At 58.9% G+C, this 15,255-nt stretch carries 12 protein-coding genes; 9 read left to right on the forward strand and 3 right to left on the reverse strand.

The window, feature by feature from the left end:
- Positions 1-49: 49 nt before the first annotated feature.
- From mtrA to secA, 6 genes are all read left to right on the forward strand, one after another.
- Positions 50-751 carry an MtrAB system response regulator MtrA gene (gene mtrA, locus HMPREF2928_RS04815; RefSeq protein ID WP_012903206.1) on the forward strand — a complete coding sequence of 234 codons (702 nt, stop codon included), beginning with the start codon at positions 50-52 and terminating at the stop codon, positions 749-751.
- Between the two features lie 34 nt (positions 752-785).
- On the forward strand, positions 786-2,540 hold the full coding sequence (gene mtrB, locus HMPREF2928_RS04820; RefSeq protein WP_070634794.1) for an MtrAB system histidine kinase MtrB: 1,755 nt from the start codon (positions 786-788) through the stop codon (positions 2,538-2,540).
- 234 nt (positions 2,541-2,774) lie between these two features.
- Positions 2,775-4,481 (forward strand): LpqB family beta-propeller domain-containing protein, encoded by a 1,707-nt coding sequence (locus tag HMPREF2928_RS04825; protein ID WP_070687510.1) that lies wholly within the window; start codon positions 2,775-2,777, stop codon positions 4,479-4,481.
- 42 nt (positions 4,482-4,523) lie between these two features.
- The gene (locus tag HMPREF2928_RS04830) at positions 4,524-5,450 is read left to right on the forward strand and encodes a ComF family protein (protein WP_083311380.1); all 927 of its coding nucleotides are present in this window, start codon (positions 4,524-4,526) and stop codon (positions 5,448-5,450) included.
- Positions 5,451-5,659: 209 nt separating this feature from the next.
- Positions 5,660-6,301 (forward strand): ribosome hibernation-promoting factor, HPF/YfiA family, encoded by a 642-nt coding sequence (gene hpf / locus HMPREF2928_RS04835; protein WP_246823563.1) that lies wholly within the window; start codon positions 5,660-5,662, stop codon positions 6,299-6,301.
- A 372-nt stretch (positions 6,302-6,673) separates the two neighbouring features.
- Positions 6,674-9,289: a preprotein translocase subunit SecA gene (gene secA / locus HMPREF2928_RS04840; RefSeq protein ID WP_049342199.1), complete on the forward strand. Its 2,616-nt coding sequence runs from the start codon at positions 6,674-6,676 to the stop codon at positions 9,287-9,289.
- A 124-nt stretch (positions 9,290-9,413) separates the two neighbouring features.
- Here secA and HMPREF2928_RS04845 read toward each other — a convergent pair whose 3' ends face one another.
- On the reverse strand, positions 9,414-10,091 hold the full coding sequence (locus tag HMPREF2928_RS04845) for an Rv3235 family protein (protein ID WP_049342198.1): 678 nt from the start codon (positions 10,089-10,091) through the stop codon (positions 9,414-9,416).
- A gap of 93 nt (positions 10,092-10,184) precedes the next feature.
- Positions 10,185-11,129 (reverse strand): LysM peptidoglycan-binding domain-containing protein, encoded by a 945-nt coding sequence (locus tag HMPREF2928_RS04850; RefSeq protein WP_070687833.1) that lies wholly within the window; start codon positions 11,127-11,129, stop codon positions 10,185-10,187.
- A gap of 207 nt (positions 11,130-11,336) precedes the next feature.
- On the opposite strand from HMPREF2928_RS04850, the gene HMPREF2928_RS04855 reads away from it, so the two are divergent.
- On the forward strand, positions 11,337-12,005 hold the full coding sequence (locus HMPREF2928_RS04855; RefSeq protein WP_005508573.1) for a hypothetical protein: 669 nt from the start codon (positions 11,337-11,339) through the stop codon (positions 12,003-12,005).
- A 183-nt stretch (positions 12,006-12,188) separates the two neighbouring features.
- On the opposite strand, the gene HMPREF2928_RS04860 is transcribed toward HMPREF2928_RS04855, so the two are convergent.
- Entirely contained in the window at positions 12,189-12,422 is a 234-nt protein-coding gene (locus HMPREF2928_RS04860) for a helix-turn-helix domain-containing protein (protein ID WP_044150292.1), read from the reverse strand.
- Positions 12,423-12,784: 362 nt separating this feature from the next.
- Between HMPREF2928_RS04860 and HMPREF2928_RS04865 the strand changes: the two genes are divergently transcribed.
- On the forward strand, positions 12,785-13,477 hold the full coding sequence (locus HMPREF2928_RS04865; RefSeq protein WP_070615027.1) for a CpaB family protein: 693 nt from the start codon (positions 12,785-12,787) through the stop codon (positions 13,475-13,477).
- Positions 13,474-15,165: a CpaE/TadZ family protein gene (locus HMPREF2928_RS04870; protein ID WP_070687512.1), complete on the forward strand. Its 1,692-nt coding sequence runs from the start codon at positions 13,474-13,476 to the stop codon at positions 15,163-15,165. Before HMPREF2928_RS04865 ends, HMPREF2928_RS04870 begins: the two co-directional genes overlap by 4 nt.
- Positions 15,166-15,255 lie beyond the last annotated feature (90 nt).

Raw genomic sequence — 15,255 nt, forward strand, 5'->3', positions numbered from 1 at the left:
AATCAGCTTTTTTATGTAAGTATTTACGACAATTCTTTAGGGAGGTACTGTGAGCGCAAGCGACGCACACACCATTTTGGTGGTTGATGACGATGATGCTCTGGCGGAAATGATTGGCCTCGTGCTCGCGCAAGAGGGCTTTAACGCTGTTTTCTGTGAAAATGGTGCACGCGCTTTTGAAACTTTTATGCGTTCCACTCCCGATTTGGTGCTTTTGGATTTGATGCTTCCTGGCATGAACGGTATTGAAGTGTGCCAGCAAATTCGCCGCTCTTCTAATGTGCCGATTATTATGTTGACCGCTAAAAGCGACACTGAAGATGTTGTTAAGGGTCTTGAGGCTGGTGCTGATGATTACATTGCGAAGCCTTTTAAGCACGCTGAATTGTTGGCGCGTATTCGTACTCGTTTGCGTCCGCGCGAGAGCCGCCAGCTGGTGGTGTCCATTGGCGATATTGTCATGGATATGGACGGTCGTACCGTCAAGTACCACAGCACTGAGGTTCCGATGACTCCTCTGGAGTTTGACCTGCTGGCTGCGCTGGTGCGCCACCCGGGTCAGGCGTTGAGCCGTCAGGAACTGCTGGATATGGTCTGGGGTTACACTGATGTGAGCGATTCGCTGGTAAACGTGCACGTCCAGCGTTTGCGCGCTAAGTTTGATGAGCTGGGTGCGGATCGTTTTATTCAGACGGTTCGTGGCGTTGGCTATAAGATTCCGACCGAGCTGGTGGGATCTTCCGGTAGCTAATCGGAACCTATTCATAGGCGAAGGGATAACCTGATTGTCTGTTGCGAAGTCGAGCCATGAGCACGGCGCTTTGACGGCGGAGGCGGTAGCCTCCGCCTCTTCGCGTACCCGCACTTCCAAGCCGCGTAAGGCGAAAAAGCAGAGTAGTAGGAGCCTGATGCAGCGCGCTCAGCGTCTGTGGAAGGAATCTCTGCAGTTCCGTGCTCTGGGAACCGCGGGCATCATGATGTTCCTGAGCTTCTTGATGGTGGGTTGGTCCTTGTCAAGCCAGATTGCGTCGAGTCTTTTTGAGAATCAGAAGTCTCAGGCGCTGGCGGAATCGGAGAGTGGTTTCCGCAACGTTCAGAGTGTGCTGGACTCCTCTGAGGCTCGTAGTGACAGCGAGATTCGCCGTAATGTGAGCCGTACCCTGACCGTCTTGGATGCGGGTAGTTCGGGTAAGCGCAATTGGATTCTTGTGCCTTTGGAAGGTCAAGGTAAGCAGGGCTTTATTCCCGAGCAGAGTAGTAATAATTCTTTGAATTCTTCGAGTATTCCGAATGATTTCAAAACAACTGTTCGCGATAAAGAGGGTATTTTCTGGCAGACGTCTACGGTGACTACTGTCGAAAATAATCGTGAGCGTACCTATCCGGTGCTTATTGTTGGTACACATATTTCTATTGCACAGAACCCTAATTACGGTTTGTTCCTTGTGTACGATATGACGGATTCTTCCGCCACGATTGCGCATATTAACTTTGTTCTTTTTGGTGGTTTCTGTGCACTGCTTACTGTGGTGCTTTCTGTGGTGTGGATTGTGACTCGTTTTGTGGTCCGCCCGATTACGCAGACCGCTATTACCGCTGAGAAGCTGGCTGCCGGTGACCTGGATCAGCGTGTGTCTGTACACGGTGAGCATCAGGCGGCGCGTCTGGGCTATTCCTTCAACCTGATGGCTGACTCGCTGCAGGAGAAAATTGTTCAGCTGGAGCGCCTGTCGACTCTGCAGCAGCGATTCGTTTCTGACGTTTCGCACGAGTTGCGTACCCCGTTGTCGACGGTGCGTTTGGGTACGGAACTTCTGTACGATACGCGTGACGAGATGGAACGCACGCAGAGCCGCACCGTGGAGCTTCTGCACGATCAGGTGGATCGTTTCCAGTCGATGCTTTCTGACCTGCTGGAGATTTCTCGTTTCGATGCCGGTAGCGCAATGCTGACCATCGACACTGAAGACTTCATGCGTGTGCTGTCGAATATTCTGCAGGAGGCTCTGCCGCACCTGGAGCGCACGAATACTAAGCTGAACGTGCATACGAGCCATGAGAGCATCATGGTTGATATGGACCGCGTGCGTATTGAGCGTGTGCTGCGTAACCTGCTGTACAACGCGATTGAGCACGGCGAATCCCGACCGATTGACGTGTACGTGGGTGCGAACGCCACGAACCTGGGCGTTGCGGTGCGTGACCACGGTATCGGTCTGTCTGAGGACGAAGCCGTTCAGGTGTTTAACCGTTTCTGGCGTGCTGATACTTCTCGTAAGCGTACCCTGGGCGGTACGGGTCTGGGCCTGTCGATTGCTGCTGAGGATGTGCGTCTGCACGGTGGCACGATTGAGGCGTGGGGCGAGAAGGGCCGCGGTGCCTGCTTCACGATGAACCTGCCGCTGATTCATGGCGCGCCTTTGGGGGAGTCGCCGGTTCTTGTGACGGGTGAGCCTGAGGCAATCTCGCATCGTTCGGCGACTGCGAAGGATACGCTGCCCAACATTGCTCCTCGTGTGAACATTGAGGACGAGCTCTAAGGGGTTCGGACGGAGAGAGGCTTACGCTTCTGCCGTATATCGGTGTGTTGGTGTTGCTCGGCTGTATTTACGCTTATCCTTGCGTATTTGCACTGTTTACCCAGTACAATCAATGCAGGTATATTTTCACGGTGTTGCTATTTCACTGTGGTTATCTTTTCACCGCGCTGCGATGGCCTGTAGCGTTAGCAGGTGAGTGTTTGTCTTTGTTTGTAGAGGAAGGTTAAGACCTCCATGTCTCACAGGGCTATTGTTTCTCGACGCGCCGTGCTGTCTTGGGGTGCGGTGTCTTTGGCGACGCTCGTGAGCTCTTGCGCGGGTCTTCCTTCGAATGACAAAGTGACTCAGCACAGTAGCGGTCTGGACGTGAAGAGCGTTAATACTTCTCCGGCGCGTGCGCCGGGTCCGCTGGCGGGTGCTACTCCCGAGGCGATTATTGAGGGCTTCGTGCGTGCCGGTGCGGACAGTATCGAGAACTATGCGGTGGCGCGCCAGTATTTGAGTTCTTCTTTTGCGGGCCGTTGGAATCCTATGGGTACGACTCGTGTGTACCGGAATACGGTGCAGCCTCGTAGCGACGATAGCGGGACTGCTGAGGGGATGTACCATGTGCGTTTCCAGCAGACTGCTACGGTGAGCAGCCAGGGTATTACGAGCACCTTCCCGGAGGCTCAGACTGAGACTCAGGATTTTACGGTGGTCATGGAAGATAACCAATGGCGCATTAACTCGTGCCCGGATGGTTTGTGGCTGGATGGCGCTGAGTTTGAGCGCGTGTTTAGCCCGTGCCGCCTGTATTTCTATGATCGTGCGTTCCGTTATGCTGTGCCTGATATCCGCTGGTTCCCGCATACGGACCGCTACTTTGAGCTGCTGGTGCGTACCCTCATGATTGGTCCTGCATCCTACCTGAAGGATGTCGCGTTCTCGGCGTTGAATGAGTCGATGAGCCTTGAGACCGCTAACATGAGCGATAACCAGGATGTGCTGGTTCGCCTCTCGGGTGAGCACCTGGACGATAACCGTTTGGCGCGTGTGCGTGAGCAGATTATGCACGGCTTGGAGAACTTCTCGGGTCTGGGCAAGACTGAGGTTTTCTATAACGGCACTCTGATTCCTGAGAACGCGCCGAGCGGCTTTTCTGCGGTGAAGCTGAACCCGGGTGTTCCTGCCCGCACGGTTGCTATTAATTCGAACGGCCAGATGGTGGCGCGTGATGACTATATGAGCAATGCGGGTGAGCAATTGCTTCTGCGTGGCGTGACCCAGTTGAGTTCCCCGGCGATGGGCTATTCGGCGGATGTTTACGCCTGCTTGGCGAATGATGCTGCGAGCCTGTACACGGTGTATCAGGGCACTGCCCGCCGCGTGTGGCAGAGTACCGCGCTGACTGCTCCCAGCTTTGATGCGTACGGCTGGGTGTGGGCTGCCGATGGTGAGGGCGTTGTGCGTGCTTTCAAGCCGGATTCTGAGGACGCAACCGAGCGTGAGCGCGGTGTGGATATTGGTTTGTCCTGGCAGCGTAATTTGAGTTTTACGAGCGTGAATGTTTCTCACGATGGTGCACGCATGGCGATTGTGGCGTCTACTGAGGGTGCGTCGGCTGTGATTATTTCCGGCATTGTGCGTGATGATGCTGGCAAGCCTCTGCGTCTGACGGAGATGGTGCGTCTGAGTTCTTCTGTGACTCCGCGTAATGCCCGTTGGGCTGGCGACCAGAGCGTCGTGGTGGTGAACGTGAAGAATGGTGAGTCTGAGGTGATTTCCCTCAGCGGTGAAGAGACGAAGCTGGACCGTCTGGATGGTGTGATGACCATTTCGACGGCGGATAATACGTCGAATATTATTGCTCACCGTTCTGACGGTTCGTGCTACCTGATGGAGGAGCGCGGCTGGATCCGCCTGGACACGACCCTGCACGAGATTAGTTACGCCGGTTAGCCCCTGTGGCTGGGAGCGGCGCGCGCGGAAAGGTTGTTTTCGGTGAGTTCAGTACAGCGTGGTTTGAACGATTCCGTGAATGGGTCCTGGAGCAAGTCTCTGACCGGGCTTGCGGGTGCTCTCAAGAGCGCCGGCGGGTCTTTGGGCGAGGTGCTGATGCCGCGTACCTGCCCGTGCTGTGCTGTGCCGGTGGCATACGGTGCCGACTCACCGCTGTGTGAAAGCTGCCTGCCGCAGCTGTATTCGGCGTTGGCGCGTGTGGAGCGTGTGCAGGTTCTGCAGCCTCTTGATGGCGCGGCTGCTCCCGAGGTGCGTGCGGCATCCCGGTATGAAGGGATGATGCCGCGTGCCCTGTTGGCGTTGAAGAACGCTGGTCGCACCGATTTGCTGCCCCTGTTGGGTGAGGGTTTGGCGCGTAGCGTGTACGAGCTTCTTCGGGCGCATCGGGATGAGCTTCAGAGCGTGCCGGGGTCTTCTATCTCTTCTGTGGGCACCTCCGCCGCACCAGTTGAGGTTCTGCTGGTTCCGGCACCGTCCTCTGCGCAGAGCGTGCGCCGCCGCGGCTATTCGCCAGCAAATCTTTTGGTGCAGGAGGCGGCGCGGCAGCTCAATCAGCGTCTGCCCGCCTCGGTGCGAGTGCGTGCCGTGGACGTCATCGGGTATGCGCCTCGCGGTCGGCGGGGGAGCGGCGCCTCCTTATCTTCTCGTGTGGGTACTTCTCTTCTCGGTGCTTCTGAGGCAAAGAATGAGCAGAAGAGCTTGGGCGCTGTGGGTCGTGCCGAGCGGATGCACGGTGCCTTGCGCGTTATGGAGCCTGCCCTGTGCGCGGATCGGGTGAGCATTATTTGTGATGACGTGGTGACCACCGGTGCGACCGCCTCTGAGATGGTGCGTGTGCTGCAGGAATCCGGTTCGCGGGTGCTAGGCGTGTGTGCTGTGGCGGCGGTACCGAAAAAGGCTCAGATATAGCGTTTCTTGTAGTTAGTTGCAAGAGATACACGATTTTTAGCGAATAAAGTTCGCAGACGGACGAATAGCTATTATTTAGGCTAAATATTTGTCATATCTAGTGATATGAAACATGTTTCGTACTAAAATATATACAAGGGAACGGCATTGAAGTCGAACCCCCGTACCGGGTCCAACCGGACGCGGTATAAGCCCCCAACCTGGAGGGAATGATCGTGGAAGTCAACATCTACGGCCGCAATATCAAGGTCACCGAACGCCTGGAAGAATACGTGAGCGACAAGGTTCAGAAGTTCGCTCAGCTCGGCGATAACGTGAAGGACATCGACGTCAAGTTCAGCAAGGACGGTCATCTGGGTGGCGAGTCCATCCGCGTTGAGATTACCGTTGTTGGTACTGGCCCTGTCCTCCGTTCCGAAGCCCAGGGTCACGACAAGTTCGCGGTCTTCGATGAAACCTACGGCAAGCTCCTGGAGCGTCTGCGCCGTGCACGTGACCGCCGCAAGCTGCACAAGCGCGGTGGCAAGCACCCCGTCTCCGTGGCGGACGCTACCGGCTCGATTCCTGTGGTTACCGAAGCAATTACCGAGATTCTGCTGCCGGATGTTCCGGTGGAAGAAGCAGCATTCGACAACAGCGAGGTCACCCTCGCCGATGAAGCAGCATCTCCCATTGAGATTCGCCGCAAGAGCTTCAAGGGTGAGCGTCTGACTCCCGCAGAAGCTGTTGACCGTATGGAACTGGTCGGCCACGACTTCTACCTGTACATTGACAGCGAGACCGGCGCACCGGCTGCGGCATACCGCCGTAAGGGCTGGAGCTACGGCATTATTACTCTGGATAACGAGTAAAACCCAACGTACCTGCTGGCAGCTGAGGTGGCATGCCCAGCGAGCAGGCTAAGGACCCGGGCGGTCTGGGAACACACCCCGTGTTTCTCCAGGCCCCCGGGTTTTTCTCTGTCTTCTACAGCTGAGGTTCTCGGCTCGGATTCTCAGCGCGGGGATGCGCCCGACCCCGGAACCCGGTGCTCCCTCCACCTCCGCCAGAGGATGAACGACGCGCAACGTCACCAAATGTCACCTCGTGGGCGTACAGCGTAAAAAATAGCTCGGACGGGCGAATTAGGCGGCTCTGCCATACAATATGTAGGAAGGCCTCACCGCGCGCACTCTCGCGCGCCCTTGGTGAGGATACCGAAACAAGCAAGGAGTAGAAGCTCAGTGGCATCTTTCTTGGAGAAAATCCTCCGAACCGGCGATAAGAGGGTTCTGCGACAGCTCGAAGCGTACACCAAGGCGGTGAACTCGCTCGAGGACAGCTTCGCATCTATGACCGATGAGGAACTGCGAGCGGAAACCGACAAGTTCCGCGAGCGCGTCAAGGACGGCGAATCCCTCGACATTATGCTGCCGGAGGCCTTTGCGGTGGTCCGTGAAGCATCCAAGCGTACCCTGGGCAAGCGCCACTACGACGTGCAGCTCATGGGTGGTGCAGCGCTGCACCTGGGCAACATTGCCGAAATGAAGACCGGTGAGGGTAAGACCCTTGTCGCGACCCTGCCCGCGTACCTGAACGCGCTGAGCGGCAAGGGCGTGCACATTGTGACCGTGAACGACTACCTGGCTGAGTACCAGGCGAACCTCATGGGTCGCGTGTTCCGCTTCCTCGGCATGGAGTGCGGCGTGATTCTCTCCTCCATGGAACCTGACGAGCGTCGTAAGCAGTACGCCGCAGACATCACCTACGGTACGAACAACGAGTTCGGCTTCGATTACCTGCGCGACAACATGGCATGGACCGTGGAGGAGCAGGTTCAGCGCGGCCACAACTTCGCCATTATTGATGAGGTGGACTCCATCCTGATCGATGAGGCGCGTACCCCTCTGATCATTTCCGGCCCCGCAGCCGGTGAGGCGAACCGCTGGTACGCAGAGTTCGCGCGCATTGCCGCGACCCTGCTCAAGCGCGGTGAAGACTACGAAGTAGACGAGAAGAAGCGCACCGTCGGCATCCTCGAATCCGGCATTGACAAGGTGGAAGACCATCTGGGTGTGAAGAACCTCTACGAATCCAAGAACACCCCGCTCATTGGCTTCCTGAACAACTCCATTAAGGCGAAGGAGCTGTTCACCAACAACAAGGACTATGTGGTCATCGACGGCGAGGTCCTGATTGTTGATGAGCACACCGGTCGTATTCTGCCGGGCCGCCGCTACAACGACGGCATCCACCAGGCGATTGAGGCGAAGGAAGGCGTCGAAATCAAGCCTGAGAACCAGACCATGGCGACTGTGACTCTGCAGAACTACTTCCGCATGTACGACAAGCTGTCCGGTATGACCGGTACCGCGGAAACCGAAGCGGCAGAGTTCATGAACACCTACGAGCTCGGCGTGGTGCCCATCCCCACCAACAAGGGTGTGCAGCGCATCGACAACCCCGATAAGGTGTACCGCGACGAAATCGCCAAGTTCAAGGCGGTCGTCAAGGACATTAAGGAACGCCACGAAAAGGGCCAGCCGATCCTGGTGGGTACCGCAAGCGTGGAGAACTCCGAATACCTTTCTCGCCAGCTGGCGAAGGCAGGCGTGCGCCACGAGGTGCTGAACGCAAAGAACAACGAGCGTGAGGCTGCTATTGTTGCGCAGGCGGGCCGTAAGGGTGCCGTCACCGTGGCAACCAACATGGCTGGTCGCGGTACCGACATTATGCTCGGTGGTAACCCCGAATTTGAGGCCGTCGAGAAGATGCGTGAGCTCGGCCTGGACCCGAACACCAACTCCGAAGAGTACGAGGCACGCTGGCCCGAGGTTCTGAAGGCCTGCGAAGACGCCGCTAAAGAAGAGCATGATGAAGTCACCAAGCTCGGTGGCCTGTACGTGCTCGGCACTGAGCGTCACGAGTCCCGACGTATCGACAACCAGCTGCGCGGTCGTTCCGGCCGTCAGGGTGACCCGGGCGAGTCCCGCTTCTACCTGTCGCTGACCGACGAACTGATGCGCCTGTTCAACACCGGCATGGCGACCCGCCTCATGGCGGCAGCCCCCGAGGACTCCGCACTGGACTCCAAGATCGTTAGCCGCGCTATCGCTACCGCACAGGCAAACGTTGAGGGCCGTAACGCTGAGCAGCGTAAGAACGTGCTCAAGTATGACGACGTGCTCAACCGCCAGCGTGAAGCGATTTACAAGGACCGCGGTCGCATCCTGCACGGTGACGACCTGAAGGAACAGATTTCCGGCTTCGTGGACGAGGTGCTGACCACCATCATTGACGCCCGCGTCTCTGAAGGCCACGCCGAGGACTGGGACTTCGACGAGCTCTGGAGCGCCCTCAAGCAGGTGTACCCCATCTCCATCACCGTGGACGACCTGGCAGAGGACGCCGGCGACCGCACCAAGATCACTCGCGACCAGATCGTGAAGGAAGTTTTGGCGGACGCACACCTCATCTACGAGGAGCGTGAAAAGAGCGTCGGCGAAGAGAGCATGCGCGAAATTGAACGCCGCGTCATGCTGTCCGTCATTGGTGAGCGCTGGCCCGAGCACCTGTACGAGATGGAATACCTCAAGGAAGGTATCGGTCTGCGTGCAATGGCTCAGCGTGACCCGCTGGTCGAGTACCAGCGTGAAGGCTACGACATGTACCAGTCGATGCTCGGTGCGGTCCGTGAAGAGACCGTGACCTACCTGTTCAACCTGGACCTGTCCAAGCAGCGTACTCAGGCTTCTGCTGTGCGCCTGGCTGAGCCTTCGCGCCCGAAGTTCCTGCAGTACTCCGCCCCCGATGAGGACGGTCACGAGCAGGTTCACGTTGAGCGCACCAAGGAGAGCTAGCCTCGGTGTAAACCCGGCGTAAACCCGAAAACGCTATAGACGCAACAGAGAGGGTGCGAATCCAATACCGGATTCGCACCCTCTCTGTTTGTCTGTGTGTTTTGTAGGGGAAGCCGGGGAAGCCTTAGTCTTCGTCCAAGCGGCTCTGCGGCTGCTCGATGGAGGTAATCAGCCACATGCCGTGAATCAGCCGCATCTGCATGGTCACCACGCGAACCTTATCCGCACAACGCAATAGCGCCACCGCCTCGTAAAGCTCCTCGTGCACCTTCTGCGCTCGCACCCGCAGCAGAACCGGCGGAAGAGTCAACAGCATCTCCTTGCGCACCTGACGCGGATTTTTGGGGAAGAACGGTAGCAGACGGTGGAAACAATCTGCTGACACCCACTGCGCCAGCTGCTGACGCGAACGACGAGCCGACATGATCTCCAGGTAAGCAATCGCCACACCCGCGCAACGACCCTCCAACTGGCGAGCCAATGCATCCGCAGGACGCAGCGGGCGGCCCCTCTTCACTACCTTCGGGCGTTGCGCCGAATGCTGCTCATAACGCGGCAGCGGCAACAGCGAATAGACCGACGCGCTGTTCCGCCTCTGCACCAGAGCCATCGTGCCCTGCCCCTGCTCCGGTAGCGGAGCGACCTGCTCGGCACTCGCGGGCTGGGGCACCGACTGAGCCACCGGCTGGGAGGTGCGAGCCGCCTGACGCTTTGAATACGGGCTGGCAGGCTGGTTGTCGCGGGAGGCAGGCTGATGCGGCGGGGTCCACGGGGAACGGGGGAGAAGGTTGGAGAAGCTCATGACGGCTCCTTTCGGTGCAGGGTATGTGAGGTGAGTTGAGCGAACGAAAGACTGTTAGGATGAGGTGGAATGGGGTGGAAGACGCGGGTGAGGTTAGTGAACGGGCTGTTCGGGAATCTGCAGAACCTGCCCCTCGTAGAGCAGTTCGGCGTTCTGACCCAGAGCGTCCTTGTTCGCCTCGTAAATGTCGAGGGTGTAGTCGTAAATGGTGGAGGCGTCGGTGCCTTCGCCCAGCTGGTCGGCGGCAATCGACCAGAGCGTATCGCCCGCCTGAACCGTGTAAGAGTAGGTGCCCGCCTCGGTGCGGGGAGGAGAAAAGAAGGGGCTACGGTCCTGCAGGTAGCCTGCCGCCTCCGAAGGCTCGGGAGCCAGGGGAATATTGGGAACCTCAGCAGAAAGGGTCAGGGGAGTAGCGGACTGATTCGGGGCGGTATCGGAGAGAACCGCATCTGAGCTGGCGTCTGCCGCCGCGGTAATCGATGAATCTGCTGCCATAACTGCTGAAATGGTCGTCTGCGGCATGCCCTCCGTGCCGTTTACCCCGGCGTTGCTGGGCGTAGCCACCGTAGCCTGTGCGGGAGCCAAGACCGCACCCACTCCAAGAGCCGTGCCGCCAAGCGTCAGAACGATGCGGCGCATAAAACGCGGCCGGAAAATCGCCGGAACCTTCAGCACAGTGCGGTCAGCGTTGTGGCTCGAAACGCGCAAAGACCAAGCGTAGAAGAGCGCGTAGATAAAACTGATGAACCACCAGGCGGCAATGAGGATTGCTACCGCGCCAGCGCAGAGCAACGAAGCATCTGCCAGCGGGTGTGCCGAGGGGATGCGGTGCAGGTTCATACTCAACGCGCCCAAGACCGCCGCGGAAAGCAGGGGAGGGGCGATGAAGAGCAGCGCGTCCTGGTAGCTTGCCTTAGCGCCGGGCTCGGTTGCGGAGCCGGTGCCGGCGGCTACCTCTACGCTGACAGTACGAGGCGCGGCGGCAGGGCGTGAAGCGAAGGCTGCGGGCGCCTGACCCGGCGTGGAAAGATGGTCCACAATGACCTCCAAATGGTGTGTTTGATGTGTTTTGGTGTTGCTTCATTTATACAGGAAGTCACGCTAAAAATGAAGCAAAAAGCATCAAAATGCATGAAAAACATATAATTTGGTGGAATTTGGTACAAAAATCAGGTTTGAGAATCATCATCTGACCAGAAAATGTCCCGGTTCGTATCCGCCCCCATCCTCAGGTAGGGTCATAGCATGAGCATGGAAAAGTTCCTACGAGACATTGAGGCGCGCCTCGCCTCCGAACGCGCCTGGGATATGGAACAGGACGCCCGCCAAGTCGCCCGCGTCCAGTACTCCACCATCACCCTCGACGACCGCCTCCTCGCGCAGGTCGGCGGCCCCATCCGCATCTGCGCCACCGACATGCAAACCTACGAAGGCAAACTCGAAATGGTTGGCGAAGAATGGGTCAGCATCGAAGCGCGCGGCGAGAACATCATCATCCCCCTGCGCGGAATGCTCTGGTGGGAAGGTGGCATCGCGCCTGGGCGCGCCGATATTCGCCCCGAACGCTACCGCATGAAAATTCAGCTCGCCCTCCGCTCCCTCGCCATGGCGCGCGAACCCGTCCGCCTCTCCCTCGAGGGTGGCACCGTCAGCTACGACGGCGTGATCGAGCGAGTCGGTGCCGACTTCCTTGAACTGCGCCTGCTCAACGGCGGCCAGTACCCGCGCATCTATGAACGCGACCAGTACGCGCGTGCAGCCTACAGCGCGCAGGGAACCTATGGTCAGGGTGGTTATGGGCAGGCTGGTTACGGTCAGGGTGCCTCCGGCTACTCCCGTGCACCTCGCGGCGCCGGCGTGCGCACCATTCCGCTGGCTCGCGTCAGCGCGGTGATTGCCCGCATCTCGCGCTAAAAATATGCGACAAATAGCGGGTGATGCCGTCGGAAAGGGCCTTAGCGTAATGTCCCACCCGACAAGCATAAACACCCGCATCAAAGCATAAATACATGCAAAAAGGTCCGCCCCTCTCATGCGAGAGGAGCGGACCTTTCTGAAACCACTCGAGCGTTACGCCCGCGAGGTGCATGTCGAATACTACTCAGCCTTAGCCTTTGCAGTGAGCTTGCCGGAAGCAATTGCCTCCAGAGTCTGCTCGTGGCGCTCGGTAATGTACTCTTCAAAACGAGAGCGTTCAATACGCCACTGGTTACGCCCACCAATCTGGATGGCGGGAAGTTCGCCGCTACGCACCAGAGCACGTACCTGCGAAAGCGAAACCTGCAGCTCCTCGGCGACGTCGCTCAGAGTGAGGAAACGAGGTGCAGTCATCGAATTGGATCCTTTCCGTGAGTGAAATCCTGGGCCCCTAGCTACCGTTAGTAGCCTTTTACATAGAGTCCATACAGAACATCTATTGAGTACTTTCAGTATATGCCATCACCGTGAAATTTGCTCGCAAAAAGCCTTATATGAGCTGAAAAGTTATCTAATCACCCCTTCAAAAGGGGCAAGACTCAAAAATATTTCATAAACACGGCTCTTGTTGAGAGAGAGTACTAAATGAAATATGCTGTTAGGGTTAGTGTCAGAACCAAATAAAGCACTATCGAAAACACACCACTCGCTCATCGGTCAGTTGAACAACACCCGGAATCACCGCCGGCTTCCGCACCGAAAGGCACAACCACATCATGCGCATACGACAGAACGCGACGAAGCGTTCCACCCTCACCGAGCCCCACGCCAAACGTCTCAAAAGGCCCACCGTCAAAGACTGGCGATTCATTCTCGGTGTACTACTCGTGCTCGCCTCCATCACCGGCGTGCAGCTCTACGTGCAGGCAAATAACAGCAAAACCGAGTACTACACCGCCAAAAGCGAAATCCGCCTCGGCGAAAAAATCACCGAAGACAAACTAGCCCGAATCGAAGCGAACATCGACTCCGCCAAAGACAAGTACTTCACCCGCGCCGATGCCGCGCAGATGAACGGCAAAATCGCGATTCAGCGCATCCCCGCCGGCAACCTCATCAGCAAAGAATCCGTAGGCACCGAAACCTCCCCGGGCCGCCGCCTCGTCACCGTCAGCATTGACCGCACCGCCGCCTCCGCACTCAAGGCAGGCGAGCGCGTAGACGTGTGGACCTCCGGCCCGCGCAACCCCGACACCAAGAGCGATAACCGCGCCGAAAACGGTGCCCGCGCCATCGTCACCAACGCAGAAATCGTCGCCATCACTGTCGACGAGGGCGTGCTCGGCGCCAACGGCAAAGCAACCGTGCAGCTGTGGGTCAAGGAAGAAGCCCTCACCGACCTCGTGAAAGAAAGCAACAGCGACTCCAAGATCAGCCTCATCCCCGGCACCTACGGGGAGGGCCAGTGAACATCCCCGTCATCCTCTACGGCGATGACGGTTCGCTCCTGACCCGCATCGAATCCCAGCGCGGCCGCGTTTCCGTGGCGCGTACCGTGCAGGACTTCAGCGAAGCCGTCGGCATGGCGCACACCGGCATTGCCCGCGTGCTGCTCTGCGTCCATGTGCCCGCCGAAATGAGCGCCTCCACCGTGGATACGCTCGCCGCCTCTGAAGTGCTCCTGGCGATTATCGCCCCGGACAACCTGCCGCTGCCCACGCAGGCGCACCGAATCCGCCCCGAAGCTGCTCTCGAAGAGATTCTGGGCTCGCTCGAACAGGCTGTGGATGCGGCGCTCGCCCGACCCACCGCAGGCTACGGCGTGCCCGCACAGACCCCGAATCAGGCTCCCGCGCAGGCGGTGCATCAGCCGGAGGCGCACGCCGCCTACGGTCAGGACGCAGGCTACGGATACGATGCAGGGTACGGCTACGACAGCGCGTACGGTGGCTACGGTTACGATAACGGAGCTGCTGGCCATGGGGCGGGCGGCTACGGCTACGACCCCGCCGCGGGTACTGCCGTAAACGCCGGCGCGCCCTACGGCGCCGATTACGGAAGCTACGGAATCGACCCCGCAGCCCCCGCCGGAAACGCGCCCGGTGCACCCGGCGCACCCAGCGCGCATGACCCGGCGGAAGCCTCCTCCGTTGTGCCCAGCAACGAGGAATCCGTGCTCAGCCAGGCCGCCGCCATCGTCGACTCTTTCGCACCCGGCAACGACTACGCCCTGCATGTGCAGAACGAGAACAACGACGGCACCCTGCCACAGCACCCGGACATCAACCAGGACCCCGCCGCGCCCTCCCGCTACCAGCCCGGCCACCGCCTCGGCAAGATCGTGACCGTCTGGGGCACTCACGGCGCACCCGGCCGAAGCACCATCGCATTCAACCTCGCCGCCCTCGCGGCGCAGCAGGGTCAGCAGGTCTGCCTCATCGACGCAGACACCTACGCGCCCAGCCTGGATGCGCTCATGGCGCTCGAGGATACCGGCTCTGGCCTGGCAATTCTCTGCTCGGACGCCGACCGCGCCCAGCTCGACGAGAAGAAAGCCGGCGCCATCATGGAGCGAGTGCCCCTCAAAAACGGCACCTTCGACTTCTTGAGCGGCATCACCTCCTCCTCGCGTTGGCCCGAGGTGCGTGCCCGCGCCTTCGCCGAGGTGCTCGAATGGCTCAAGCACCGCTACGACCTGGTCATCTGCGATGTTGCCGCCCCCATCGAGGTCGACGAGGAACTGACCTTTGACGGTCCGGCACCGCGCCGTAACGCCGCGACCCTCACCGCGCTCGCCTGCGCCGACCGCGTGATCGTACTGGGTGAAGCAGATGTGATTGGCCTGCCGCGCCTGATCAACCTCGCCCGCGAGGTGCAGGCACGCCCGGATCTGTTCGCACCCGAAACGGATGTGCAGTACTGGCTTAACCGCAGCCGCCGCGAAGCCGCCGGGTTCAATCCCGAGGCGAAGATGCGCGAGAACTGGGCACGCTACTTGTCCATCCCGCTCGCCGGCGTGATTCCGTACGAACGGAAGGTCATGGACCGTTTGCGCCGCAACGGTGAGGCACTGCTGGAGGTGGCGCCCCGCCACGCGGTCGTGCAGTCCCTGGAGGCGATGCTCGAGGGTATGTACGCGGTACGCCCCGGCGCTTAACTTCAGCCCCGGCGTACAGGTCCGTTCAGCTACAACTAATGCCCGCCAGAGGCGGGCGAACGAAACCCCGGCGTATCGGTGTTTCTCTCG

Origin of the sequence: Rothia sp. HMSC072B04, from assembly GCF_001813725.1 — a bacterium.
GTDB lineage: Bacteria > Actinomycetota > Actinomycetes > Actinomycetales > Micrococcaceae > Rothia > Rothia mucilaginosa.